We start from the raw sequence: 25,103 nt of genomic DNA, 5'->3' as shown, positions 1-25,103 counted from the left end.
TGTCACGGACGTCGTCGCACGCTGAACTGGGCGGATAGTGTGACGCGATCCGGTGCTCACGACCTCCTGGTCGCGCACTCAACGGATCGAACGACCGAGCGCCAGTCGGGGGAGGCGCCTCGCGTGGCACCGACGGAGGATTCAAGTAACCGTGGACGCGCACAGCCGTGGACAGGCGGATGAGATCGACCCCGCCGACCAGTGGGTCCTCAACCCGCAGACGGGCAACTACGAACTGCGACTGAACCACTCCGCTGGGCAGTCGGCACCGTCCCGCCCCCGCGGCGCCACCACTCCGGGTCCGAGATCCGCCGAGGGTTCCCGCTCCGCCCAGCGCTCCCGTACGACCGGAACTCCGACCGAGGCTCCCGTACCCGGCCAGCGCCGGCGCCGCGCCCCCGAGGGCCCCGGTGGCGGGCAGCCGCACCCGAGCCGTCGTAAGCGCAAGCCCGCGAAGTCCCGCAAGAAGAAGGCTCTGATCTGGACCGGCGGGACGATGGCGTTCCTGCTCGTGGCCGGCGGCGTGGGCGTGTACGCGCTCTATGACCACTTCAACGGCAACATCAGCACCATCGACGTCGGCGACGCCGCCAAGGGCGGCGACACGATGGAGGGGCCGCTGAACATCCTGATCATCGGCAACGACGTCCGCACGGGCGAGGGCAACACGAGTTACGGAAACAAGGACAACGTCACCGGCCACGCCGACACGACGTTCCTCTTCCACGTCTCGGAGGACCGCACCAACGCGACGGCCCTGAGCATTCCCCGGGACCTCAAGATCAAGATCCCGGACTGCCCGACGAAGCAGCCGGACGGTTCGACCAAGGTCATCCCCGGCTCGGTCACGACCACGAAGTTCAACGAGTCGTTCGGCGTGAACGGCCGCGACCCGGGCTGCACGATGCGCACCGTGAAGGACCTCACGGGCGGGATCGAGATCAACCACTTCATGATGGTCGACTTCAACGCCGTCAAGACGCTGTCGACCGCGGTCGGCGGCGTGAAGGTCTGCCTGAACAAGCCCATCCGCGACAAGAGCTACTCCAAGCTCAACCTCTCGAAGGGCGAGCACACGATCATGGGCGAGGACGCGCTCGCGTTCCTCCGCAACCGGCACGGTCTCGGCAACGAGAGCGACCTGGACCGGATCAAGATGCAGCAGCAGTTCCTCGCCTCGATGATCCGGCAGATGAAGGAGGACACGCTCGACAGTCCGACGAAGCTCTACAAGGTCGCGGACGCAGCTACCAAGGCGCTCACGGTGGACAAGGGCATAGGCACCGCCATGAAGCTGACCACCCTCGCCAAGGAGCTCGGCAAGGTCGACCTGAAGAACATCAGCTTCATGACCGTTCCGGTGGTCGACAACCCGGACGAGCCGCCGAACAAGAGGGCGACCGTCGTCCTCGACCAGGTCAAGGCGCCGCAGGTGTTCAGCATGGTGCAGAACGACGTCTCCTTCACCGAGGTGAAGAAGAAGCAGCAGGACGCCAAGAACGCGCAGGCTCAGGCCCAGGCGAAGCTGCTCCAGGGACCGCGCGCCGAAGCCGTCGACGTACGCGTCGACGTCTACAACGGCAGCGGCATCCAGGGCGCGGCGCAGTCGACGATCAACTGGCTGCAGGTCGAGCAGGGCGTGACGCGGTCCACGAACAAGGCCAACGCCCCCGAGAAGGCGGCGAAGACCACGCTCACGTACGCACCGAACCAGGCCGACCAGGCCCGCAAGCTCGCTGACCTGATGGGTCTGCCTGCCACGGCGCTCAAGCCCGGCACCACGGACGCCGCGGAGCGCGAGCCCATGACGCTCGTCCTCGGTTCCGACTTCAAGGGCGCGGGGGTGCCCATCACCGCTCCGGTGAAGGCCCCGGATGTGGGACAGGTGGAAGCCGACAAGAAGGTGTGCGCCCAGTGACCCGGGAACACCGGGCCGTGGCGCATTCCTGAGACGAGGGGGACCAGGGGTGGGACAGAACAGCGTGCGCAGGGAGGGGACGCGGGAGCGCGTCCCGCACGCCCGCGATTTGGGCTGGGACGAGAGTCTCTATGGGGATGGGGACGGGGGCGAGCGCGCTTCGGCCGACCGCGCTTCGGCCGACCGCGCTTCGGCCGACCGGACGTCGGGCGAGGGGACTTCGGGCGACGGGGGCAAGGGCGGCAGTGCAGGCGAAGGGGGCCGTACGAGCCACCGGCGCAAGGGACCGCGCAGACGCGCCAAGAAGAGCGGCAAACGCAAGGTGCTGCGCTGGGTCGCGGCGACCCTGTCGTTCCTGATACTTGGGACGGCCGCCGCCGGATACCTGTACTACCAGCACCTCAACAACAACATCCGCGGCGGCAGCCGCGCCGGCGGCGACAGCGGCGTGAAGAAGGCCGCGCCGAACGCGCTCGGCGACACCCCGCTCAACATCCTGCTGATCGGCTCCGACAGCCGCGCCGACGCCAAGAACGTGGCGCTCGGCGGCGGAAAGAACGAGCGGGACCGCAAGCCGCTCGCCGACGTGCAGATGCTGCTGCACATCTCGGCGGACCGGAAGAACGCCAACATCATCTCGATCCCGCGCGACACGATCGTCAGGATCCCGGAGTGCAAGGACGAGAAGGGCACTACGTACCCTGCCACGACCACCAGCCCCATCAACGAGACCCTGGCCCGCGGCGGTCCGGGCTGCACCCTCACCACGTGGGAGAGCATCACCGGCGTCTACATCGACCACTGGATGATGGTCGACTTCGCGGGTGTGGTCGCGATGGCGGACGAGGTCGGCGGCGTCCCGGTCTGTGTGAAGACCGGCGTCCACGACAGGTCGACCCGACAGGTGAAGGGCGGTTCCGGCCTGAAGCTGAAGGCAGGAACCACCGAGATCAAGGGCGAGCAGGCGCTCCAGTGGCTGCGCACCCGGCACGCGTTCGGCAACGACCAGAACCGCGCCAAGGCCCAGCACATGTACATGAACGGCATGATGAAGAAGCTCCAGGAGCAGAACGCCTGGACCGACACGGGGCGGCTCACGGGCCTGGCGGAGACCGCCACGAAGGCGCTTACGGTCTCCGACGAGATCCGTTCGGTGTCGAAGCTCTTCGATCTGTCGATGCAGCTCAAGAACGTGCAGCTCGACCGTCTCACGACGGCGACGGTCCCCACGGTCGCCTGGTCCGGGAACAAGGACAAGCTGGAGATGGTGCAGAGCTCCGCCGACAAGATGTGGGCGATGCTCCGCGACGACGTCGCCTTCGACAAGAACGGTGACCCGGCCGGCGCCAAGCCGTCCGCGTCCGCCTCCGCGAAGCCGAAGGGCCCGACGGCGGCCGCGCCCGGGACGCTCGGCGTCACAGTCGTCAACGGCACGGCGGGTGACGGTCAGACGGCCACGGAGGGCCGGGCCAGCACGATGGCCGAGACCCTGCAGGGCAAGGGGTTCACCCAGGCGGAAGCCTCGCGGAACGCGGAGCCCCGCAAGGACACCGTGGTCAAGTACCCCAAGTCGAGCGGCGATCAGGGCAAGGCGGACGCGCTGTCCGTGGCCAAGGCGCTCGGACTGCCCGACTCGGCCGTCCGCGCGGACGCCGAGGCGGAGAGCATCACCCTTGTCATCGGCGCGGACTGGCGCGAGGGCGCCACGTACGAGAAGCCGAAGACCGAGGCGGGCGACCTGCCGGAGGGCGCGGACGACAAGGTGGCCTGCATGGACGTCTACAGCGTCTACAAGTGGGACGGCAAGAGCTGACCGCGTAGGACGTGTTACGGCGACGGCCGGGCCCCCGCACAGGGACCCGGCCGTCGCCGTATTCGTACCTCGTACCTCGTACCTCGTACGGAAGTGATCAGACCTTCGCGGTCTTCACGGCCGGGCGGCGGCTCGCGATGACCTTCTTCGCGAGGGCGCGCGGGCTGGTGAGGAAGCCGTAGCCCCAGGACATGTGCATCGTCGCGAGGGCCAGCGGGATCTGGAGGCGGGCCTTCAAGGGGAGGCCCTTGCCCGCCGGGATCGAGCCCGCGATGATCGCGGCCAGATAGCCGGCCGGGATCAGGAAGCCCAGCGGGGTGAGGACCGCGCCCACCACCACACCGGCCGCGATCGCGCAGACGGCGGTCGGCGGGGCGAGGTAGCGGAGGTTGATGGAGCCCTGGTGGTAGCGGGCCACGACATGGCGCCAACGGCCGTAGTCCTTGTACTGCTTCGCCAGCGCGCGCACGCTCGGCCGCGGGCGGTACTGGACGCGCAGCTCGGGCGAGAACCAGATCAGGCCGCCGGCCTCGCGGATACGGAAGTTCAGCTCCCAGTCCTGGGCGCGGATGAACTCGACGTTGTAGCCGTCCTGCTGCTCAAGCGCCTCGCGGCGGAAGACACCCAGATACACGGTCTCGGCCGGGCCCGCCTCGCCGCCGGTGTGGAAGGCCGCGTTGCCGACGCCGATCTTCGAGGTCATCGCTGCGGCGACCGCGTGCTCCCAGTCGTTCTCGCCCTCGGCGTGCATGATGCCGCCGACGTTCTGCGCGCCCGTCTCCTCCAGGAGGCGGACGGCGGTCGCGATGTAGTTCGGCGAGAGCATGCCGTGACCGTCGACCCGCACCACGACCGGGTGGCGGGAGGCCTTGATCGCCGCGTTGAGGGCGGCGGGCGTCCGGCCTGTGGGGTTCGGCACGGTGTGGACCCGAGGGTCTTCTCGTACGAGTTCGGCGGCGATCTCGTCGGTACGGTCCGTGGAGGGGCCCAGCGCGATCACCACCTCCATCTCGCCGTCGTACTCCTGCTGGAGGATGTGACGGACCGAGTTGCGCAGGTGCCGCTCCTCGTTGAGGACCGGCATGATCACGGAGACGGGGGGCTGCATGTGTTCCTCGGGGGTCCGGGGGTCGTCCCCCGGGAGACAGCAGTATCGCCGGACACGTTACCGCGAATGGGGGACAGGGAGCGCGTCACGCGGACCGCCGCACCCTTGCGCTGATCGTATGGGCCTACGGTGCTCACGGTTCCCCTTGTCACACCCGCGGAGGTGTCCCCCGGTGCCCACACCGCCCCGCACGCCCCGTCCCCGGCCCGCCGCCCGTCCCGTACCGGGCCGCCGCGTCAGACGGGCCGAGCGGCCAGGGCAGCCAGGGCGGCCCCGGTGGGGCATGCGGATGGCGACGACGCTGTCCGTGCTCGTCCTGGGCGCCGGCGGGATCGGCCACGCGCTGGTCACCGGCCTGGACACCGGGATCACCCGGGTCGACCCGTTCAAGGACATGAAGAACCGCCCCCAGGCCGGGCACGGCATGAACCTGCTGGTCGTCGGCACGGACGGGCGCGACGGGATCACGGAGGAGCAGCGCAGGGCGTACCGGCTGGGCGGGGAGCCCTGCCACTGCACGGACACGGTGATGATCGTGCACATCAGCCAGGACCGGGAGCGGGCGAGCGTGGTGAGCCTGCCCCGTGACTCGTACGCCGAGATGCCCGAGCATGTCGACACGACCACGGGGACGCTCCACCAGGCGCACCCGGTGAAGCTGAACGCCGCGTACGCCGAGGGCGGGCCCGGGCTCACGGTGCGGACCGTCGAGAGCATGACGGGCGTCAAGATCGACCACTATCTGGAGGTCGACTTCACCAGCTTCATGAAGACGGTCGACGCGGTCGGCGGGGTGGAGATCTGTACGACGCGGCCGATGAAGGACCCGTACACCGGGCTCGACCTGGCGGCCGGGCCGCACGAGCTGACCGGCGGGCAGGCGCTGCAGTACGTACGCTCGCGCCATGTCGACGGGGCGGCCGACATCGGCCGGATGCAGCGCCAGCAGCGCTTCCTCGCCGCGCTGGTCGACCGGGCGACGAGCGGCGGGGTGCTGCTGAACCCGGTGCGGTTCCAGGAGGTGGCCACGACGATGCTGAGTTCGGTGCGGGTCGACCGGGGCTTCGGTACGGAACAGCTGCTGGCCCTCGCGAAGGCGATGCGGGGCTTCACCCCGGCGTCGTCGGAGTTCGTCTCCGTACCGGTCGGGGAGATGAGCTTCCCGGTGAAGGGCATCGGCTCGACGGTGAAGTGGGACGCGCCCAAGGCGCAGAAGCTCTTCCAGGCCCTGCGGGACGACCAGCCGCTCGCGCCGCGGCGGGAGGCGGCGAAGGGCCCGGGGCCGGCCGTGGTGGACGTGGCGCCGAAGACGATCCGGGTGCAGGTCTACAACGGGACGCGGACGGACGGCCTGGGCCGCAAGGTGGACGACGCGCTGCGGGCCGCGGGCTTCGACACGACGCGCGCGCCGCGCACCGGGGACGGGCCGGAGCGGGCCCGCACGCTCGTGGAGTACGACCCCGGCTGGGACCGCTCGGCGAAGTCGCTGGCGGCGGCGTTGCCGGGGGCGGAGTTGCGGGAGGTGAGGGGGCTGGGCGGGATGCTGCGGGTTCTTGTGGGCGGGGACTACAAGGGGGTTTCGCCCGTGCGGGCGGCCGACACGTCCAAGGGGCCGTTCGAGGCGGTGACCGGGGACCGGGTGGTTTGTCCGTAGGCACCGGTCTTGGGGTGCGGGGGCAGTCGGAGCGGACGCGCCCGCCAGGGCGCCGTCCCGTGTGCCCACCCGTCCCGCCCCAGCGGGACGATTGCCCACAACGGGGTGAGGTGGGCGGCTCTCAGTCCTCGTAGCCCTCGGCCGCTCTCTGTTCCCTCAGGTCCTTGATTGCGCGGCGGCGGGCCAGGCGGTGGGTGCGGCGGATCTGGGCCTCCTGGTAGCGGCGCTTGTCCCGCTCCGTCTCGGGGATGACCGGCGGCACGGAGCGCGGCTTGCCGTCGGCGTCGACGGCCGCGAAGACCAGGTAGGCGGAGCCGACCTGCTGAGCGGGGGTGGACTCGTTCCAGCGTTCGGCCATGACCCGGACGCCGACCTCCATGGAGGACCGGCCGGTCCAGTTGACCTGCGCCTTCACATGCACCAGGTCCCCGATCCGTACCGGCTCCAGGAACACCATCTCGTCCATGGACGCCGTCACGGCCGGCCCGCCGGAGTGGCGGCCCGCGACAGCGCCCGCCACGTCGTCCACCAGCTTCATGATCACGCCGCCGTGCACCGTACCCAGGAGGTTGGTGTCGTGGCTCGTCATGATGTGGCTGAGGGTGGTGCGGGACGCGGAGGTGGGCTTGCCCGGAATATCGCCTTCCGGGCGGTCCGTGCGCTGGGCCTGGTCTGTCATGCCCTCCACCTTATGCCGGGTCCCGGACCCGTCCCCTTTGCATCAGCTTGGCAACAGCGCCGCCCCGATTCCCCACCCGGCCTGTCGGGCCGGAGGCGGCGGCCTGCACACTGGTCCGCATGAATGACTGGCCCGAAGACAGCGGATACGGCCGTGGCGGAGCGAACTCGCAGCCCGAGGGCGCTCGCCGGATGCGCCATGTGCAGCGCCCGCAGGTCCCTCAGCAGCCGCAGCAGTACGGCCAGGGACAGCAGGGCTACAACCCGAACTTCACGCAGCAGCAGGCGACGGGGTACGACAGCGGCTACAACACCGGACAGGTCTACGGCGGCCCGCAGGGCGGAGGCCGCGGCACCGTACCGCCGCAGCACGACCCCCGGTACGCGCCCCAGCCGCAGCCCGGCCGCCCCGCCCCGGACTGGCGTCGCCGGGTCAAGATCGGCTCGATCGTCCTGGTCGTCGCCCTGCTCGGCTGGAGCGTCGGCACCTACGCCTGGGCCAGCTCCCGGATGCGTAACGAGGTCGATCTCGCCAAGGTCATCGAGCGGCCGGCCGAGGGCGACTGCACGACGTATCTGATCGTCGGCTCCGACAGCCGTGAGGGCATGTCGGCCGAGGAGAAGAAGAAGCTGCACACCGGTTCCGCCGAGGGCAAGCGGACCGACTCGATGATGATCCTCGCGGCCTGCTCCAGCGGGAACACGATGGTCTCGCTCCCCCGCGACTCGTGGGTCACCATCCCGTCCTTCGTCGGCTCGGAGTCCGGCAAGAAGTACGGGGCGCGCGGCGGCTCCAAGCTCAACGCGGCGTACGCGATGGACGGGCCGGAGCTCCTGGTCCGTACGGTCGAGTTCAACACCGGGCTCCGCATCGACCACTACGCGGAGATCGGCTTCGCCGGTTTCGCGAACATCGTGGACGCGCTCGGCGGTGTCGAGCTGAACATCGAGAAGGGCTTCAAGGACAAGAAGTCCGGCGCCGACTTCCAGGCGGGCGAGCAGACCCTCAACGGCGAGCAGGCCCTCGCCTTCGTCCGTACCCGGTACGCGTTCGCCGAGTCGGACCTCGCGCGGACGAAGAACCAGCAGAAGTTCCTCTCCGCCCTGGCCAACCAGGCGGCGACGCCGGGCACGATCCTCAACCCGTTCAAGCTGTACCCGACGCTGGGCGCCGGCCTGGACACGCTGGTCGTGGACAAGGACATGTCGGTGTACGACCTCGGCAAGATGTTCTTCGCGATGAAGGGCATCAGCGGCGGCGACGGGAAGTCGATGAACATCCCGATCTCGGGCAGCGCGCCGCAGGGCTCGCTGAAGTGGGACATGCCGAAGGTGAAGCAGCTGGTGTCGCAGATCCAGAACGACGAGCCGGTGACGGTGACGTCGGACCGCTGACGGGCGGGGGCGACCGGCGGGGTGACCGGCGGGTAGGGGCCTAGCCTGAGAGAGAGGTTTCCTACCCGAGCACCCGAGGCGGTGTGTCATGTCCGAGGAGAGCAGGTACTGGGCTTCTGGAAACTGGCAGGTCTCCGAGGGCGATGTCGACGAGTTCGTCGACCGCTGGAGGGCCTTCCTCACGTGGACCAGGGAGGCCAACGACGGCTTCCTCTCCGCGCGGCTCATCCGTGATCTGAACGAGCCGCGCCACTTCGTGTCCTTCTCCTCCTGGCGGGACCCGGCGGCGATGAAGGAGTGGCAGAGCAAGCCCGAGTTCGCCGAATACTTCGGCGCATGCCGGGCCCTGTGCGACGACATGTCGAGCGGCGGTTACGAGCTGGCTGTGGCCGTGTGAGCGAGTAGAACCGCCGTCACCGAGTCGGTCGTCGGCCCCCGTCGGCGTGGCCCGACGCCGGGCCGACGTCCTCTTCGCGATGTCCCGCGACTCCACCTCGGACGGCACCGCGCGCCCCCTCGGAGTACTGACCCCCACCCCTGGGACCCCCATCAGATCCGGAGCCTGTCGGCAGGAGAGTGGTGGGTGACGGCAAGCGACGCGTGTTGCCGGAGATGTCCTGATCATCCTGCTACGTTCCTGCTCGCGTGCCACCCCCCTGCGACCTCGGCAGTGGTTGCTGACGTGCAGTGTCGTGTTGGGCGCATACCGACCTCACAGCAATGAGGAGCGTACGTAGTGATCAGATCCGTACCGCTGAGGCGCCCCCTTGGGGCAGCGTTCTTGGCCGTATCACTCGCCGGCGTGTTCGGCATGCAGGCGTCGCCGGCTCTGGCGCTGGCCGCAGCCCAGCCGTTGTGTTCGACGGCGGACGTGCTGGACGGCAGCCACTTCGAGATCGACGAGAACGCCAACCTGGTCGTCAACGGTGCGGCGGCCACCTGCATCGACTGGCTCGCCGGTGGCACGGGCACCCAGTTCCGCAGCGGCGTGCTGGTGAAGCCCGACAGGCCGAGCGGATCCAACGACAACTCGTTCGGCCAGGGCACGGACGAGAACGACACGACCCCGACGATCGTGACCGGCTCGGTCCCGCCCAACAAGAGCGACCTGCGGAACTTCGGCGTCTACACGGAGACGAACACGACGCCGAAGTTCCTCGAACTGTTCTGGCAGCGGGTGAACAGTCCGCAGGGCACCACGAACATGGACTTCGAGCTGAACCAGAAGTTCTGCAACCCGTTCGGCCAGCCGACGAACTGTGCGGACAACGGGCCCGTCGAGACCGCCACCCCGGTCCGCACTGTGGGCGACAAGCTGATCACGTACGACCTCTCCAGGGGCGGCACCGTTCCGACCATCTCCATCCGCGAGTGGGGCGGCACGGTCTGGGGCCCTGCGAACGTCATCAGCGATGGCGCGAACCCGGACGCGCTGGGTTCGGTCAACACCAGCACCATCACCGCCGCCAATTCGGGCGGCCTCGGCCAGCTGGACCCGTTCACCTTCGGTGAGGCGGCGATCTCCTTCGACGCGCTCTTCCCGCCCGGCTCCGACTGCAGGACGTTCGGCTCTGCCTACGTGAAGAGCCGCGCCTCGGACTCGTTCAACTCCGAGCTGAAGGACTTCATCGACCCCACGCGGGTGAACATCACCAACTGCACGTCGCTCATCACCACCGCGACGCCGAGCGTGACGATCGGCGACCCGATCCGTGACACCGCCACCCTCGGCGGGGGCGCCAGCCCGACCGGAACGATCCTCTTCGAGCTCTTCAACAACGCGCAGTGCAGCGGCACGCCGGTCTTCACCAGCACCGTCAACGTGAACGGCAACGGCAACTACAACTCCGCGCAGTTCACCCCGACCGCCGTCGGCACCTACTTCTGGACCGCCGAGTACAGCGGTGACTCGAACAACTCGCCGTCCTCCACCTCCTGCGGCGATGCCAACGAGTCGTCCGTGGTGACCAAGACGATGCCGTCGATCACCACAGACCTCTCCGCCGACGAGATCATCGTCAACGGCACGGCGTTCGACACAGCGACGCTGACCAACGCGACCCCCGACGCGGGCGGCACGGTCACGTACACCGTGTACACCGACGCGGCATGCACGCAGAACCCGCGTGACGCCGGCACGAAGACGGTCGTGAACGGAGCCGTGCCCAATTCGAACACGCTGACGTTCACCACGACCGGCACCTTCTGGTGGCAGGCCAGCTACAGCGGCGACGCCAAGAACAACCCCGCGACGAGCGCCTGCGAGACCGAGCCGCTGAGGGTGGTCAAGGCGGCCGCGAACATCTCGACCGAGCAGTTCGTGTACCCGCAGGACAGCACTACGGTCACCGCCACGGCCGGTGGGCAGCCGACCGGAACCGTCGTGTTCAAGCTGTACGGCCCCAACGACACCACCTGCTCGATGCCGCTCCTCACCACGGCCCCGATTCAGCTGGTCAACGGCCAGGCCTCGACCAACAACACCACCTTCCGGGTGGACGCCGACAACGACGGCGACTACAAGTGGACGGCCGCGTACAGCGGTGACGACACCCACGACCCCGTCACCAGCCAGTGCGGTGCGGAGCACACGAACATCACGATCACCGACAGCTAGTTCTGCGGCGCGGATGATCCTCTGACACCGCGACGCAACACTGCGGCCCCCGGCACGATGCCGGGGGCCGCAGCCGTACCGCCTACGCCACGCCCTACGGGAGGTTGCGGGTCAATGATGCGCTGGACCTGGTTGGTGTCTTCGTAGATCCGCGGCGCCGAAGAAGGTCAGGTCACCGTCCACGCGCTCGGACTTGGCGGCGACGGGAAGTCGATGAACATCCCGATCGCGGGCAGCGCGCCGCAGGGCTCGCTGAAGTGGGACATGCCGAGGGTGAAGCAGCTCGTGTCGCAGATCCAGAACGACGAGAAGGTCACGGTGACGTCGGACCGCTGACCTTCCGTGCGCCCGCACGGGAAAGGCCCGCCGGCTCACGGCGGATTCCAGCGATCGTCGCAACACTTGATCAGTTGTGTGCGGTCCCAAGCAGTTCAGAGAGGCGCTCGGCTGGGCTTTCCCAGCCGAGCGCCTTTCTGGGTCTGGCGTTCAGCTCCGCGGCCACCGCGCGTAGGTCCTCGGGTGTGTGCCGGGAGAGGTTCGTTCCTTTCGGGAAGTACTGCCGGAGCAGGCCGTTGGTGTTCTCGTTGGATCCGCGCTGCCAGGGGCCGTGGGGATCACAGAAGAACACGGGCACGTCGGCGGCTGCCGAGAACACGGGGTGGTGTGCCATCTCGGCGCCTTGGTCCCAGGTCAGGGAGCGTTTCAGGTGGGCGAGGAAGGGTTTGAAGGCTGCAGTGAGAGCGGTGCTCAGCCCCAGCGGGCTGTAGCCGTGCGGGAGGTGCACGAGCAGCGTGTATCGCGTGCTGCGCTCGACCAGAGTGCCGATCACTGAGCCGCTCTTCTCGCCGACGATCAGGTCGCCCTCCCAGTGGCCGGGAACGGAACGGTCTGCTGCTTCGGCCGGGCGCTCGCTGATCACCGTCATCGATCGGCCGAGGCGTGGCCGGCGCTCGTGGGCTTGTCGCCGGGGCTTGCGCAGGGACCGGCCGGTACGAAGGCGTCGGGTGAGCTCGTGCTGTAGGCCCTCGTCGCCCCGCGCATAGAGGGCGCGGTAGATCGTTTCGTGTGCGACGTGCCTCTCGGGCCGATCGGGGAACTGGGTGCGAAGCACGTTCGCGATCTGCTCTGGACTCCACCGCAGCGCCAGGCGCTCCTGGACGAAGGCCCGCAGCTCAGGGACCTGTTCGACCTTCCTTGGCTTCGGCCGCAGCCGACGCGTTTCCGCACGCTTGTGGGCTGCGAACGGCCGGTAGTACGACGAGTGGCGCCGCCCTACGTTGGAGTTGCCATTGCGCCTGACTTCGCGGCTGATGGTCGAGGGACTTCGTCCCAGCTTGGCCGCGATCTGGCGGATGGAGAACCTCTCTCGCAGCAGGTCAGCGATCTGGATGCGCTCGGCCTCGGAGAGATAGCGGCAAGAGGCGGCGGCCTGCCGCCTCACCCTCTCCGCATGGAGAGGGTGAGGGGCGAAGTCGCGACGCTCGCCCGTGATGGGCTGCACCGCGGGCCTCAGCTGCTTGCCTACGGCCCTCGAGGTCTTCGAACGCTCTGCCCCACCGTTCAGCCATTCCTGTCCGGTTCGACGGTTGATGCCGACGATCCGACTAGCCGATCTGATGCTCACGCCATCGTGAACGAGTTCAAGAAACCTTCGTCGCTCCTCGGCCTTCGGCCGACCTCGTCCAGCTCCGCTGTCCATCGCATCCCATGCATCGCTTGGGCGTTGCGACGATCGCTAGAACTCAAGCACGACCGGTGGGGCCTTTCTCTGTTGCTCAGCGGACAGACGCGACCCAGGTCACGGGTCGATGTCGAGGACGCAGTTGTACACGCCCGGCGGCAGGTTGTTGATGTTGAGCTGCACGGAGGCCCCGGGATCCCCGGGGCCCGCGCTGTGGCTGTTGCACGTGATGGTGGACACGATCTCGCCCGACCCCTTGTCGTCGATGCGCACCAGGACGTCCGCCAGCGGCGCGTTCGTGAACGTGGCGGTGGCCGCGGTGGTCGCGCAGGTCGACCCGGCGACGACCGTGACCTGCTGGTTCGTCTGGGTCGCGGCGCCGTATCCCGGGGGAGGCGTCTTCTCGTTGATGGTGTACGTGCCGGCCGCGAGCCCCGATACGCAGACCTCGCCGGTGGTCGGGTCCTCGTCGGGCACCGCCATGGACCCGTCGTCGGTCACGTCCTGGTTGTAGCCGCCGGGGCCGGTGATGTTGAAGACCGTGCCGGTCCGGTTGACCAGGGGGTTGCCCTCCTTGGTGCTCTTCTTGAAGATCTTGAGCGCGCCGGGGCGGGCCACCTCGCCGATGCAGAACGAGATGTGGCTGAGGCCGTAGAAGCGGTTGTTGCTCGGGTTGACCGGGGAGTGGAGCCCCGTGTCGGCCGTGTTGCCACCGGGCCGGTAGTCGTAGAAGTTGACGTTCGGACCGCCCTTGACGGCGACACCGAGGGCGGTGAAGTCACCAGTGAAGGTGTAGTCGAACACCTGCCCCTGCGTGGCGTTGCGGACGTCAATGGTGAGCGAGCCCGTCAGCCCGTTGAAGGACAGCGGGATCGGGGTTTCGTCGTTCGCTTCCGAGGGGTCGTTGATCCGGTGCTCGAACAGATAGGCGCCCGGCATGAGCTGGGCACAGTTCTGGTTGCCCACTGCCTCCACGGGCTGCTCGCCGTCCCCGCTCGGGGGCCCGGCCACCCGCGGCTGGGCGCCCGCCGTGGCGGCGAAGGGGAGGGCGAGCGCCGTGGCCACGCCCACGCAGAGCAGCGAGGCCCTGAGTCTCGCCCGCCTCGGCCGTGTCGTTTCCCGGGATGCTCCAACGGTTACTGCCATGTGGTTGCTCCACCTTTCGTGCACGAGACCCCGGCCATGTCTCTGGCCAGTCGGGCGTCGAGCCATCGCAGAGTTTCGCCAGAGATCGAGCTCCCACGGCCACGCCACGAGCATCACTACGCCGACCAGACGCAGCCAACAGCCCGGTAGGCCCAGTGCCGTGACGCATTCGGAGCAGCCGTGACGCCTACAGCCACGTGCCGGCGCCGGAAGGGGCTCCAGCCGTGCAACCGGCGGGTAGGGGCCTAGCCTGAGCGGAGGGGAACCCCTGCCGAGGTGGTGTGTGCCGTGTCCGAGGACAGCAAGTACTGGGCTTCTGGAAACTGGCAGGTCTCCGAGGGTGATGTCGACGAATTCGTCGACCGCTGGCGGGCCTTCCTCACCTGGACCAAGGAGGCCAATGACGGCTTCCTCTCGGCGCGGCTCATCCGTGATCTGAACGAGCCGCGCCATTTCGTTTCCTTCTCCTCCTGGCGAGACCCGGCAGCGATGAAGGAGTGGCAGAGCAAGCCCGAGTTCGCCGAGCTCTTCGGCGCCTGCCGCGCCCTGTGCGAGGACATGTCGAGTGGCGGGTACGAACTGGCTGTCGCTGTGTGAAGCAACGAGGGAAGCGCGTTTCACTCGATGCCGCGAAGGAGCCCGCTCTCCAGCAGGTCGAGCGCGCCCGGCGGCTTCCGGATGTGCGGTGCGCACCCCGGGCAGGCGTAGACGTTGAACCCCGGGCCCGAGCCCGCGTGCACCTCGGAGACGACCACGGGGTCCGCGGTGAGCCGCTCGCAGCGGACGCACATCCGCGCGGGCACCCGGGCGGGGCGTCGCGCGGCCATCAGGCCGCACCGACGAGGCCGACGAGGTGCGTGTCGAGATCGATCCCGAAGTCCGCGGCGAGGACGAGCGCGAGGCGGCGGCTCCGTTGCTCATCGGCCCGCAGGTACGGACGTACCAGCGCCGTCTCCGTACCGTCGAGTGGGACGTCGAGCCCGTACGGCGAGCGGGGGGTGGGGAGTTGGGCCGCCGGGGGCGGGGTGAATCCGGGCACGGGCGGTGCGCACAGGCGTCCTGCGGCGCGCGACACGCTCCGTAAGGCCGTGCAGGTCCTCAAGGACGAAGGGCTGGTCCACACGGTCACGGGCATGGGCGTCTACGTCGTCGACGAGACGACCAAGTAACGGCAGTGGCCCCCGGCATACCGCCGGGGGCCGTGGCCGTACCGCCTACGCCGCGCCCTACGGGAGGTTGCGGGCCATGACGATGCGCTGGACCTGGTTGGTGCCTTCGTAGATCTGGGTGATCTTGGCGTCGCGCATCATGCGCTCGACGGGGTAGTCGCGGGTGTAGCCGTAGCCGCCGAGGAGCTGGACGGCGTCGGTGGTGACCTCCATGGCGACGTCGGAGGCGAAGCACTTGGCCGCGGCGCCGAAGAACGTCAGGTCGCTGTCGACGCGCTCGGACTTGGCGGCGGCGGCGTAGGTGAGCTGGCGGGCGGCCTCGAGCTTCATGGCCATGTCGGCGAGCATGAACTGCACGCCCTGGAAGTCGGCGATCGGCTTGCCGAACTGCTTGCGCTCCTGCACGTAGCCCTTGGCGTAGTCCAGGGCGCCCTGGGCGATGCCCAGGGCCTGGGCGGCGATGGTGATCCGGGTGTGGTCCAGGGTCTTCATCGCGGTGGCGAACCCGGTGCCCTCCGCGCCGATCATCCGGTCGGCGGGGATGCGGACGTTGTCGAGGTAGACCTCGCGGGTCGGGGAGCCCTTGATGCCCAGCTTCTTCTCCGGCGCGCCGAAGGAGACGCCCTCGTCGCCCTTCTCCACGACGAACGCGGAGATGCCCTTGGAGCGCTTGTCGGGGTCGGTGACGGCCATCACCGTGTAGAACTCCGACACCCCGGCGTTGGTGATCCACCGCTTCACACCATTGAGCACCCAGAAGTCGCCGTCGCGGACCGCACGGGTCTTCATCCCCGCCGCGTCCGAGCCGGCGTCGGGCTCGGACAGGCAGTACGAGAACATCGCATCGCCCTTGGCCAGCGGACCGAGGTACTTCTGCTTCAGCTCCTCCGAACCCGACAGGATCACCGGCAGCGAGCCGAGCTTGTTCACCGCCGGGATCAGCGAGGAGCTGCCGCACGCCCGGGCGACCTCCTCGATCACGATCACCGTCGCCAGCGCGTCCGCGCCCGCGCCGCCGTAGGACTCCGGCACGTGCACCGCGTGCAGGTCCGCCGCGACCAGCGCGTCCAGCGCCTCCTGCGGGAACCGGGCCTCCTCGTCGACGGCCGCCGCGAACGGCGTGATCTTCGCCTCCGCCAGCGCACGGACCGTCTCCCGGAGCATCTCGTGCTCCTCGGACAGGCGATACAGGTCGAAATCAGACGAACCCGCCACGTTCATTCACTCCCAGACTCTGCTAACTACCGTTAAGTAACCCAAAGGGTAGGGCGTGTCCGGGCGGCGGGCCAGGGCCCGACTATGCTCGGGCAGGCATTCCGCCCGACCTCACTGGAGTCCCGTATGGCCCTCAAGATCACCGTGATCGGCACCGGCTACCTCGGCGCCACACACGCAGCGGCCATGGCGGAGCTCGGCTTCGAGGTCCTCGGCCTCGACGTCGTGCCCGAGAAGATCGAGCTGCTCGCCACCGGTCGCGTACCGATGTACGAGCCCGGCCTGGAGGAGCTGCTCTCCCGGCACGTCGCCGGGATCGAGGGGTCGACGGGGCGACTGCGCTTCACGACCTCGTGGGAGGAGGTCGGCGCCTTCGGCGACGTGCACTTCGTCTGTGTGAACACGCCGCAGAAGCACGGTGAGTACGCGTGTGACATGTCGTACGTCGACGCGGCGTTCGGCTCACTGGCGGGCGTGGTGCGGGACGGCGCGCTGGTCGTCGGCAAGTCGACCGTGCCGGTCGGCTCGGCCGAGCGGCTGGCGGCGCTGCTGCCGGAGGGTGTGGAGCTGGCCTGGAACCCGGAGTTCCTGCGGGAGGGCTTCGCCGTGAACGACACGCTGCGCCCGGACCGGGTGGTGGCGGGCGTGCGGAGCGAGCGGGCGGAGAAGCTGCTGCGCGAGGTGTACGCCGGGCCGATCGGCGAGGGCACTCCCTTCGTGGTGACGGACTTCCCGACCGCGGAGCTGGTGAAGACCGCGGCGAACTCCTTCCTGGCGACCAAGATCTCCTTCATCAACGCGATGGCGGAGGTCTGCGAGGCCGCGGGCGGCGACGTCGCGAAGCTGGCGGAGGCGATCGGCTACGACGAGCGGATCGGGTCCAAGTTCCTGCGGGCCGGGATCGGCTTCGGCGGCGGCTGCCTGCCGAAGGACATCCGCGCGTTCATGGCGCGGGCGGGCGAGCTGGGCGCGGACCAGGCGCTGACCTTCCTGCGCGAGATCGACTCCATCAACATGCGGCGGCGCGGCCAGATGGTCGAGATGGCGCGGGACGCGGTGGGTGGCGGGTCGTTCCTGGGGAAGCGGGTCGCGGTGCTCGGCGCGACGTTCAAGCCGGACTCGGACGACGTACGGGACTCGCCGGCGCTGAACGTGGCGGGCCAGATCCACCTCCAGGGCGGCCAGGTCACGGTGTACGACCCGAAGGGCATGGAGAACGCGCGCCAGCTCTTCCCGACGCTGGGGTACGCGCCGACGGCGCTGGACGCGGTGCGCGGGGCGGACGTGGTGCTGCACCTGACGGAGTGGCGCGAGTTCCGCGACGAGCTGGACCCGGCGGAGCTGGCGGAGGCGGCCGGCTCGCGGGTGATCCTGGACGGCCGCAACGCGCTGGACGCGGAGCGGTGGCGCGGGGCGGGGTGGGTGTACCGGGCGATGGGGCGGCCGCGGGCGTAGGGGGCGACGGGGGCGGGTTCCCTCGCGGGGCGGGTTCCTGGCGGGGCGGGTTCCCTGGCGGGGTGGGTGCCTCGCGGGGTGGGTTCCTCGCGGGGCGGGTGCCTCGCGGGGCCCCCGCCGACGCGCCAGTTTAGCGTTGTGGGCGAGAACCCGACGCCGGGTGCGTTCAGCGCGAAGGTCCCGGCTCCTTCGGGAGGCGGGACCTTCGCGTACTCAGGCCGCGCGGCGCATGCGGGTCGTGCGGGAGAGGAACTCCGCCTCGCGGAGGGTGCGGGTGGCGTTGGCGTGGGAGAGGGCGACCAGGTCCGGGGCGGGCCAGTCGCGGCGGAGGAGTTCGGCGAAGAGCGGTGCGTAGCCGACGGCCGGGTCCGTGGTGTGCGAGAGGCCCACGCAGTGCGGGCCCGCCAGCGCACGGACGCGGTCGAGGGCGCCGGCGGTCGCCGACAGGTCCTCGGTCACCGGGACCATGCACACGCCGCCGTTCTCGCCGATCAGCCCCAGGACGTCGTCCGGCAGCTCCTCCGGGTCCGCGCGGGTCAGCAGGACCGGGGCCCTGGTGAGCGCGAGGGTCCGGCGGATCGACTCCGGGTCGGCCCCGGAGAGGTCCACGACGAGCCCGAGCCGGTTCATCTCCCGTACGGCCTCGCGGGCGAAGCCGTCGAACCGGGTCAGGCCGACCGCCCGTACCCCGAGCGCGTGGTACGCCCGCAGCGCGGCGATCGAGCCGGACAGCGCCGACCAGCTCACCGGGCCCAGGAGCGCGGCGACCCGGCCGCAGTTGACGGCGTGGGCCATCTCGGCGGTGGTGTGCGCGAGGCGCAGGTCCTCGGGGCAGGTGGCGACGAGCGCGCGGATCGCGTCGATCCGCCGCAGCGTGCCGATCACGCCCTCGTCGGGCTCGGTACGCAGGGACCAGAGCTGCGCGGACGTCTCCGCCGCCCGCACCGGCGGAAGGTCCTCGGGGTCGAACGCCCGGGGTGGGTCGGTGTGCCCCTCGACGACGGGCTGCGCCGCGAGCAGCGCTTGCGCGCGGGTCAACTCGTCGAGCGGCGGCGGTTGTTCAGGGATGTCGAGGTCACCGGAGGCGGCGCCGGTGTGCTCGGCGGTGAAGGGGTGGTGATCTTCCAGATCTGCCATGGCGTAACAACTCCGAACTGAACGAGGCAGTACCGCCCACCGTGACACGCAGCCCGACGTGACGGGCGGTGGAGTAGCCCGTTCGGGGGACGACCGGGTCACCACAGCGGGTCACCGCGGAGGGTCATCACACCGGGGGCACCGCCCGGGTCACCCGGCCGGGTCACCAGGCCGGGTCACACGGCCGGGTCACACGGCCGGGTCACACGGCGGGTCACACGGCGGGTCACTCAGCCGGGTCACCACAGCCGAGTCACCACAGCCGGATCCCGACCGGCCGTCACCACGGCCGGTCACCACGGCCGCTCGCCAGAGCAGGCCGCCATGGCCGGGCACCGCGGCCAGGGCCCGACCGGCCGTTCGCCGGTCCCGATCCGCCCGGGCACCCCCGCCCCTCGCCTCGCCCTCAGGGCGTCGGGCCGTCCAGGGAGGCGAGTGTCGCGTTCGACGGGGCGCGGTGGGCGCTCAGGTCTCTGGAGACCGCCTCCGCGTCGCGTAGGGCGCGGACCGCGTTGGACCAGGTGAGCTTCGCGAGGTCCGCGTGGGACCAGCCTCGGTGGAGCAGTTCGGCGATCAGGTTCGGGTAGCCCGCGACGTCGTCGAGACCGGACGGGGTGAACGCCGTACCGTCGTAGTCGCCGCCGATGCCGATGTGGTCGATGCCGGCCACCTCGCGCATGTGGTCGAGGTGGTCCGCCACCGTCGCCGCCGTGGCGATCGGGCGCGGGTTCTCGGCCTCGAAGGCGCGGTGGAGCTTCATCGCCTCGGGGGTGGTGTCGAGGGGGTGGAATCCGTGCGCCCGCAGGTTCTCGTCCGCCCGGGCCGTCCACTCCACGGCCTCGGGCAGGATGAACTTCGGTACGAACGTGGCCATCGCGACACCGCCGTTCGCAGGCAGCCGCTCCAGCACGTCGTCGGGCACGTTCCGCGGGTGGTCGCAGACCGCGAGCGCCGAGGAGTGCGAGAAGATCACCGGCGCGACGGAGGTGGCGAGCGCGTCCCGCATCGTCGTCGCCGCGACGTGCGAGAGGTCGACGAGCATCCCGATCCGGTTCATCTCCCGGACGACCTCGTGCCCGAAGGGGGAGAGCCCCCCGACGCCCGGCTCATCCGTCGCCGAATCCGCCCACGCGGTGTTGTCGTTGTGCGTGAGCGTCATGTACCGCACGCCCAGGGTGTGCAGCGCGCGCAGGGTGGCGAGGGAGTTGTTGATGGAGTGGCCGCCCTCGGCGCCCTTGAGGGAGGCGATACGGCCCTGCTGCCGCGCCGACTCCATGTCGTCCGCGGTCAGCGCGGGGGCGAGATCGGCGGCGTACCGCACGAGGAGCTGGTCGACGATGTCGATCTGCTCCAGGGTGGCGCTGACCGCGTCGTCCCCGGTCAACTCGCAGGACACGTACACCGACCAGAACTGCGCGCCGACCCCGCCGGCGCGCAGCCGGGCGAGGTCGGTGTGGAGCGTGCCGGTCTGGTCGGCCGCGATGTCGAGCCGGTCCAGGTCGTAGTGGACCTGCTTGCGCAGCGCCCACGGCAGGTCGTTGTGGCCGTCGACCACGGGGTGATCCGCGAGCAGTTCGAGCGCCTCCGCCAGACGCTCCGACGCGCTCACCGGGCTGCTCACCTCGCGAAGCCGAACGTCTCCGAGCCCTCGACCTTGGCCCGCAGCCGCTTGCCCTTCTCGGTCGCCTGGTCGTTCAGCTCCTGCTGGAACTCCCGCATCCGGCCGAGGATTTCGGCGTCGTGCGCGGCGAGGATCCGGGCGGCGAGCAGACCCGCGTTGCGCGCGCCGCCCACCGAGACCGTGGCCACCGGCACACCCGCCGGCATCTGCACGATGGAGAGCAGCGAGTCCATGCCGTCGAGGTACTTCAGCGGCACCGGCACGCCGATGACCGGCAGCGGGGTGACCGAGGCGAGCATGCCCGGCAGATGGGCGGCGCCGCCGGCGCCCGCGATGATCGCCTTCAGGCCGCGGTCGGCGGCCTGCTCGCCGTACGCGATCATCTCGCGGGGCATCCGGTGGGCGGAGAGGACGTTGACCTCGTACTCGATCTCGAACTCGTCTAGCGCCTGGGCCGCGGCCTCCATGACCGTCCAGTCGGAGTCGGACCCCATCGCGATGCCAATGAGCGGATTACTCAACGATCGTTCCTCGCAGATAGCCGGCGGCGTGACGCGCGCGCTCCAGCACGTCGTCCAGGTCGTCGCCGTAGGTGTTGACGTGCCCCACCTTGCGGCCGGGCTTCACGTCCTTGCCGTACATGTGGATCTTGAGCTGGGGGTCGCGGGCCATGCAGTGCAGGTAGGCGTAGTACATGTCCGGGTAGTCCCCGCCCAGTACGTTGCACATGACCGTCCACTTCGCGCGCGGGCGGGGGTCGCCCAGCGGCAGGTCGAGGACGGCCCGGACGTGGTTGGCGAACTGCGAGGTGATCGCGCCGTCCTGGGTCCAGTGGCCGGAGTTGTGCGGGCGCATGGCGAGCTCGTTGACGAGGATCCGGCCGTCGCGCGTCTCGAAGAGCTCCACGGCCAGATGCCCGACGACGTCGAGCTCCTTGGCGATCCGCAGCGCGAGCTCCTGGGCCTGTCCTGCCAGCTCGTCCGACAGTCCGGGCGCGGGGGCGATCACGGTGTCGCAGACGCCGTCGACCTGCTGGGACTCGACGACCGGGTAGGCGACGGCCTGGCCGTGCGGGGAGCGGACGATGTTCGCGGCGAGCTCGCGCGTGAAGTCGACCTTCTCCTCGGCGAGGACGGCGACACCCGCCAGGAACGGGTCGCGGGCCTCCTCCTCCGTACGGACGAACCAGACGCCCTTGCCGTCGTAGCCGCCGCGCACGGTCTTGAGGATGACCGGGAAGCCGCCCACCTCCGCCGCGAAGGCGGCCGCGTCCGCCGGATCGGCGACGATCCGGTGGCGGGGGCTCGGTGCGCCGATCTCGTCGAGCTTCGCGCGCATCACCCCCTTGTCCTGGGCGTGCACCAGCGCGGCGAGGCCGGGGCGGATGACGATGCCGTCCGCCTCCAGGGTTCGTAGATGTTCGGCGGGGACGTGTTCGTGATCGAAGGTGATCACGTCACAGCCGCGCGCGAAGTCACGCAGCGTAGCCAGGTCGCGATAGTCGCCTATGACGACCTCGCTCACCACCTGGGCCGCCGAATCCTGCGGGGTGTCACTGAGCAGCTTGAACTTGATGCCGAGGGGGATGCCCGCCTCGTGGGTCATACGGGCGAGCTGACCGCCACCGACCATGCCGACTACCGGGAACGTCACCCTCTTAGGGTATCCGCACGATGCGTGGAGCCTCTCCCGCCTGTGCTTTACGACAGCGGAACGGGATTTTCCGTGGTTTGCAATGTCCCCGGGCGGGCCACAGATGGGCTGGTTAGCATGGCTGGGTGACACATTCGAACGGACGGGGCTGATTGATCACCATGAGTGAACGAAGCGCACTACGTGTGCGGCTTGACCAGCTCACACGCGAGTTCGCGAAGTTCGGCGCGGTCGGTGGTGTCGGCCTGCTGGTGGACCTCGGGGTCTTCAACCTCATCCGCCACTTCACGGATCTGCCCGTCGTCCGGGCGAGCATCATCGCCACGGTCGTCGCGATCGGCTTCAACTATCTGGGCTTCCGGTACTTCACCTACCGGGACCGCGACAAGAGCAGCCGGACGAGGGAGATGTCGCTCTTCCTGCTGTTCAGCGTCGCGGGTCTGGTGATCCAGAACGGTGTGCTGTACGCGGCGACGTACGGTTTCGGCTGGGACACCCCGCTGCAGAGCAACTTCTTCAAGTTCTTCGGGATCGGCGTCGCGACGCTGTTCCGCTTCTGGTCGTACCGGACGTGGGTGTTCCGGACGTTGCCGGCCCGGGAGGCCGTGCAGACCGCGGAATCGTTCCTGGAGCAGGCGCCGAAGCAGTCGACGAGGAAGCAGCCGGACCGGGTGCTCTGAGCCGCGTGTTCTACGGCTTCCAGCGTTCTAGCGGACCGGGCGCTCTCGCGCTTCGTCCTTGCGGCCTCTGACCTCGCGGCTCAGGAAGAGCGCGAAGACCGGGGGATGCTGCTGGAGCAGCTCCAGACGGCCGCCGTCCGCCTCCGCGAGGTCCCGGGCGACGGCCAGACCGATGCCGGTGGAGCTGCGGCCGCTGACCGCCCGCTCGAAGATCCGCGCGCCGAGATCGGCGGGAACGCCCGGCCCCTCGTCGGTGACCTCGATCACGGACTGGTTGCCGGTGACGCGCGTACGGAGCGCCACGGTGCCGCCGCCGTGCATGAGGGAGTTCTCGATCAGCGCGGCGAGGACCTGGGCCACGGCCCCCGGGGTGCCGACCGCGCGCATGCCCTGCTTGCCGGAGTGGACGATGGCGCGGCCCGCGCTGCGGTAGGCGGGGCGCCACTCCTCGATCTGCTGCTTGATCACCTCGTCGAGGTCGAAGGCGAGAGCGGAGCCGGTGCGGGGGTCGCGGGAGTTCGTGAGCAGCCGCTCGACGACGTCGGTGAGCCGCTCGACCTGGGTGAGCGCGATCGTCGCCTCCTCCTTGACCGTGTCGAGGTCGTCGGCGACGGCGACCTCCTCCAGGCGCATCGAGAGCGCCGTGAGGGGCGTACGGAGCTGGTGCGAGGCGTCGGCGGCGAGCCGGCGCTCGGCGGTGAGCATCCGGGCGATCCGCTCGGCGGAGGCGTCGAGGACGTCGGCGACCCGGTCGAGCTCCGGCACGCCGTACCGCTTGTGGCGTGGGCGCGGGTCGCCGGACCCGAGGCGCTCGGCGGTCTCGGCGAGGTCCGTGAGCGGGGACGTGAGCCGGTTCGCCTGCCGTACGGCGAGGAGGACGGCGGCCACGACGGCGAGCAGGGCCACGGCGCCGATGATCAGCAGGGTGCGGGTGACCTCGCTGGTGATGGTGGAGCGGGACTCCTCGACGGTCACGGTCTCGCCGCGCTCGCCCTCGGCGCTCCCGCGGATGACGCTGCCCTCGGGGCGGGTGCCGATCTCGATGGGGGCGCGGCCGGGGATCTCGATCAGGGCGTACCGCTTGGCGCCGCTCTGCTCGGCGAGGATGTCGGGGTTGACGGGCTCCCCGCCGAAGAGCCGGCTGTCGACGATGGAGACGAGCCGCAGGGCCTCGGAGTCGATGCTCTCCTGGGCGCTGGAGGAGATGGTGCGCGTCTCGACGATCACGAGGGACACGCCGAAGACCGCGATGACGACGAGCACTACGGCGAGGGTGGAGTTGATCAGACGACGACGCACGGGTTCCAGCCTACGGGGGCGGGCGACGGCGACGCGTCCGCGTCAGCTCTTCTCGAAGCGGAAGCCGACGCCGCGGACCGTCGCGATGTAGCGGGGGTTCGCCGCGTCGTCGCCGAGTTTCTTGCGGAGCCAGGAGATGTGCATGTCGAGGGTCTTCGTCGAGGACCACCACGTCGTGTCCCAGACTTCCCGCATCAGCTGGTCGCGGGTGACGACCCGGCCCGCGTCGCGGACGAGCACCCGGAGGAGGTCGAACTCCTTCGCCGTCAGCTGGAGCTCCTCGTCACCCATCCACGCGCGGTGCGACTCGACGTCGATACGGACGCCGTGCGTCGCGGGGGCGACGGCCGGCTCCGTGGCGCCGCGCCGGAGCAGGGCCCGGACCCGGGCGAGGAGTTCGGCGAGGCGGAACGGCTTCGTCACGTAGTCGTCGGCGCCCGCGTCGAGTCCGACCACCGTGTCGACCTCGTCGGCGCGGGCGGTCAGGACCAGGATCGGGACCGTGTGCCCCTCGGAGCGCAGCCGCCGGGCGACCTCCAGGCCGTCCATCCCGGGCAGCCCCAGATCGAGCACGACGAGGTCGATGCCGCCCTGGAGTCCGGCGGCGAGGGCGGTCGGTCCGTCCTCCCGCACCTCGACCTCGTACCCCTCTCTGCGCAGCGCGCGGGCCAGCGGCTCCGAGATGGATGCGTCGTCCTCGGCGAGCAGTACACGGGTCATGGAGTGATGGTAGTCCGCACCGCCGATGCCCCGGGGCATGATCCACAGGCTCGCCAGGGACCCTGCGGATCAGGGGCGTTAACCTGCACATGACCTTCGAATAGGGCCTGTTGGTTCCTTGGTCACCTGTGATCCATCTCTCAA

At 69.7% G+C, this 25,103-nt stretch carries 23 protein-coding genes and 1 pseudogene; 11 read left to right on the top strand and 13 right to left on the bottom strand.

The genetic code is table 11. The features are described 5' to 3' along the window. Nucleotides 1-151 precede the first annotated feature (151 nt). A complete protein-coding gene (locus ACZ4VI_RS18395; protein WP_468000263.1) occupies nt 152-1,918 on the top strand; it encodes an LCP family protein in 1,767 nt (588 codons plus the stop codon). 49 nt (nt 1,919-1,967) lie between these two features. Continuing rightward, nucleotides 1,968-3,731, top strand: coding sequence for an LCP family protein (locus ACZ4VI_RS18390; protein ID WP_468000262.1), 1,764 nt, complete (start codon nt 1,968-1,970; stop codon nt 3,729-3,731). A 97-nt stretch (nt 3,732-3,828) separates the two neighbouring features. Here the strand turns inward: ACZ4VI_RS18390 and ACZ4VI_RS18385 are convergent, their stop codons facing one another. Beyond that, the gene (locus tag ACZ4VI_RS18385; RefSeq protein ID WP_468000260.1) at nt 3,829-4,839 is read right to left on the bottom strand and encodes a glycosyltransferase family 2 protein; all 1,011 of its coding nucleotides are present in this window, start codon (nt 4,837-4,839) and stop codon (nt 3,829-3,831) included. 172 nt (nt 4,840-5,011) lie between these two features. On the opposite strand from ACZ4VI_RS18385, the gene ACZ4VI_RS18380 reads away from it, so the two are divergent. Further along, a complete protein-coding gene (locus ACZ4VI_RS18380; protein ID WP_468000259.1) occupies nt 5,012-6,493 on the top strand; it encodes an LCP family protein in 1,482 nt (493 codons plus the stop codon). A gap of 121 nt (nt 6,494-6,614) precedes the next feature. On the opposite strand, the gene ACZ4VI_RS18375 is transcribed toward ACZ4VI_RS18380, so the two are convergent. Beyond that, complete coding sequence (locus ACZ4VI_RS18375; RefSeq protein ID WP_468000257.1) at nt 6,615-7,172, bottom strand: acyl-CoA thioesterase; 558 nt, start codon at nt 7,170-7,172, stop codon at nt 6,615-6,617. A 119-nt stretch (nt 7,173-7,291) separates the two neighbouring features. Here ACZ4VI_RS18375 and ACZ4VI_RS18370 point away from each other — a divergent pair, with 119 nt between their 5' ends. From ACZ4VI_RS18370 to ACZ4VI_RS18355, 4 genes and pseudogenes are all read left to right on the top strand, one after another. Next, nucleotides 7,292-8,566: an LCP family protein gene (locus ACZ4VI_RS18370; RefSeq protein ID WP_468000255.1), complete on the top strand. Its 1,275-nt coding sequence runs from the start codon at nt 7,292-7,294 to the stop codon at nt 8,564-8,566. Between the two features lie 88 nt (nt 8,567-8,654). Next, on the top strand, nt 8,655-8,963 hold the full coding sequence (locus ACZ4VI_RS18365; protein WP_468000253.1) for an antibiotic biosynthesis monooxygenase family protein: 309 nt from the start codon (nt 8,655-8,657) through the stop codon (nt 8,961-8,963). A 384-nt stretch (nt 8,964-9,347) separates the two neighbouring features. Beyond that, nucleotides 9,348-11,183 (top strand): Ig-like domain repeat protein, encoded by a 1,836-nt coding sequence (locus tag ACZ4VI_RS18360; RefSeq protein ID WP_468000252.1) that lies wholly within the window; start codon nt 9,348-9,350, stop codon nt 11,181-11,183. Nucleotides 11,184-11,378: 195 nt separating this feature from the next. Further along, nucleotides 11,379-11,519: pseudogene (locus ACZ4VI_RS18355) on the top strand (LCP family protein); the annotation flags it as partial. Nucleotides 11,520-11,589: 70 nt separating this feature from the next. On the opposite strand, the gene ACZ4VI_RS18350 reads toward ACZ4VI_RS18355, so the two are convergent. Both ACZ4VI_RS18350 and ACZ4VI_RS18345 read right to left on the bottom strand, forming a co-directional pair. Further along, the gene (locus ACZ4VI_RS18350) at nt 11,590-12,882 is read right to left on the bottom strand and encodes an IS30 family transposase (protein WP_468000250.1); all 1,293 of its coding nucleotides are present in this window, start codon (nt 12,880-12,882) and stop codon (nt 11,590-11,592) included. A 99-nt stretch (nt 12,883-12,981) separates the two neighbouring features. Continuing rightward, the gene (locus ACZ4VI_RS18345; RefSeq protein WP_468000248.1) at nt 12,982-13,935 is read right to left on the bottom strand and encodes a SpaA isopeptide-forming pilin-related protein; all 954 of its coding nucleotides are present in this window, start codon (nt 13,933-13,935) and stop codon (nt 12,982-12,984) included. Nucleotides 13,936-14,298: 363 nt separating this feature from the next. Between ACZ4VI_RS18345 and ACZ4VI_RS18340 the strand changes: the two genes are divergently transcribed. After that, entirely contained in the window at nt 14,299-14,607 is a 309-nt protein-coding gene (locus ACZ4VI_RS18340) for an antibiotic biosynthesis monooxygenase family protein (protein ID WP_468000246.1), read from the top strand. A gap of 20 nt (nt 14,608-14,627) precedes the next feature. Here ACZ4VI_RS18340 and ACZ4VI_RS18335 read toward each other — a convergent pair whose 3' ends face one another. Both ACZ4VI_RS18335 and ACZ4VI_RS18330 read right to left on the bottom strand, forming a co-directional pair. Then, on the bottom strand, nt 14,628-14,837 hold the full coding sequence (locus ACZ4VI_RS18335; RefSeq protein ID WP_468000244.1) for a hypothetical protein: 210 nt from the start codon (nt 14,835-14,837) through the stop codon (nt 14,628-14,630). After that, nucleotides 14,837-15,049, bottom strand: coding sequence for a hypothetical protein (locus tag ACZ4VI_RS18330; protein ID WP_468000242.1), 213 nt, complete (start codon nt 15,047-15,049; stop codon nt 14,837-14,839). Before ACZ4VI_RS18330 ends, ACZ4VI_RS18335 begins: the two co-directional genes overlap by 1 nt. On the opposite strand from ACZ4VI_RS18330, the gene ACZ4VI_RS18325 reads away from it, so the two are divergent. Further along, nucleotides 15,036-15,179, top strand: a complete 144-nt coding sequence (locus tag ACZ4VI_RS18325) for a hypothetical protein (protein WP_468000240.1) — start codon at nt 15,036-15,038, stop codon at nt 15,177-15,179. The genes ACZ4VI_RS18330 and ACZ4VI_RS18325 overlap by 14 nt on opposite strands. A 57-nt stretch (nt 15,180-15,236) precedes the next feature. Here ACZ4VI_RS18325 and ACZ4VI_RS18320 read toward each other — a convergent pair whose 3' ends face one another. After that, the gene (locus tag ACZ4VI_RS18320; protein ID WP_468000238.1) at nt 15,237-16,394 is read right to left on the bottom strand and encodes an acyl-CoA dehydrogenase family protein; all 1,158 of its coding nucleotides are present in this window, start codon (nt 16,392-16,394) and stop codon (nt 15,237-15,239) included. A gap of 126 nt (nt 16,395-16,520) precedes the next feature. Here ACZ4VI_RS18320 and ACZ4VI_RS18315 point away from each other — a divergent pair, with 126 nt between their 5' ends. Beyond that, nucleotides 16,521-17,849, top strand: coding sequence for a UDP-glucose dehydrogenase family protein (locus ACZ4VI_RS18315; RefSeq protein ID WP_468000236.1), 1,329 nt, complete (start codon nt 16,521-16,523; stop codon nt 17,847-17,849). A gap of 213 nt (nt 17,850-18,062) precedes the next feature. Here ACZ4VI_RS18315 and ACZ4VI_RS18310 read toward each other — a convergent pair whose 3' ends face one another. The 4 genes from ACZ4VI_RS18310 to ACZ4VI_RS18295 form a co-directional block, all read right to left on the bottom strand. After that, nucleotides 18,063-18,986 carry a membrane dipeptidase gene (locus ACZ4VI_RS18310; protein ID WP_468000234.1) on the bottom strand — a complete coding sequence of 308 codons (924 nt, stop codon included), beginning with the start codon at nt 18,984-18,986 and terminating at the stop codon, nt 18,063-18,065. 406 nt (nt 18,987-19,392) lie between these two features. After that, complete coding sequence (locus tag ACZ4VI_RS18305) at nt 19,393-20,595, bottom strand: dipeptidase (RefSeq protein WP_468000232.1); 1,203 nt, start codon at nt 20,593-20,595, stop codon at nt 19,393-19,395. An 8-nt stretch (nt 20,596-20,603) separates the two neighbouring features. Continuing rightward, nucleotides 20,604-21,101, bottom strand: coding sequence for a 5-(carboxyamino)imidazole ribonucleotide mutase (gene purE / locus ACZ4VI_RS18300; RefSeq protein ID WP_468000331.1), 498 nt, complete (start codon nt 21,099-21,101; stop codon nt 20,604-20,606). Nucleotides 21,102-21,120: 19 nt separating this feature from the next. Then, nucleotides 21,121-22,260 (bottom strand): 5-(carboxyamino)imidazole ribonucleotide synthase, encoded by a 1,140-nt coding sequence (locus ACZ4VI_RS18295; protein ID WP_468000230.1) that lies wholly within the window; start codon nt 22,258-22,260, stop codon nt 21,121-21,123. A 161-nt stretch (nt 22,261-22,421) separates the two neighbouring features. Here ACZ4VI_RS18295 and ACZ4VI_RS18290 point away from each other — a divergent pair, with 161 nt between their 5' ends. Next, a complete protein-coding gene (locus ACZ4VI_RS18290; RefSeq protein WP_468000228.1) occupies nt 22,422-22,940 on the top strand; it encodes a GtrA family protein in 519 nt (172 codons plus the stop codon). A 27-nt stretch (nt 22,941-22,967) separates the two neighbouring features. Here ACZ4VI_RS18290 and ACZ4VI_RS18285 read toward each other — a convergent pair whose 3' ends face one another. Both ACZ4VI_RS18285 and ACZ4VI_RS18280 read right to left on the bottom strand, forming a co-directional pair. Beyond that, nucleotides 22,968-24,239, bottom strand: a complete 1,272-nt coding sequence (locus tag ACZ4VI_RS18285) for an ATP-binding protein (RefSeq protein ID WP_468000226.1) — start codon at nt 24,237-24,239, stop codon at nt 22,968-22,970. Nucleotides 24,240-24,281: 42 nt separating this feature from the next. Beyond that, nucleotides 24,282-24,959 (bottom strand): response regulator transcription factor, encoded by a 678-nt coding sequence (locus tag ACZ4VI_RS18280; protein ID WP_468000224.1) that lies wholly within the window; start codon nt 24,957-24,959, stop codon nt 24,282-24,284. Nucleotides 24,960-25,103: the final 144 nt, after the last annotated feature.

This window comes from Streptomyces sp. NPDC029169 (genome assembly GCF_055563935.1).
The sequence above is the reverse complement of the archived record's forward strand: the minus strand, read 5'-3'. Positions and strand labels throughout refer to the sequence as shown.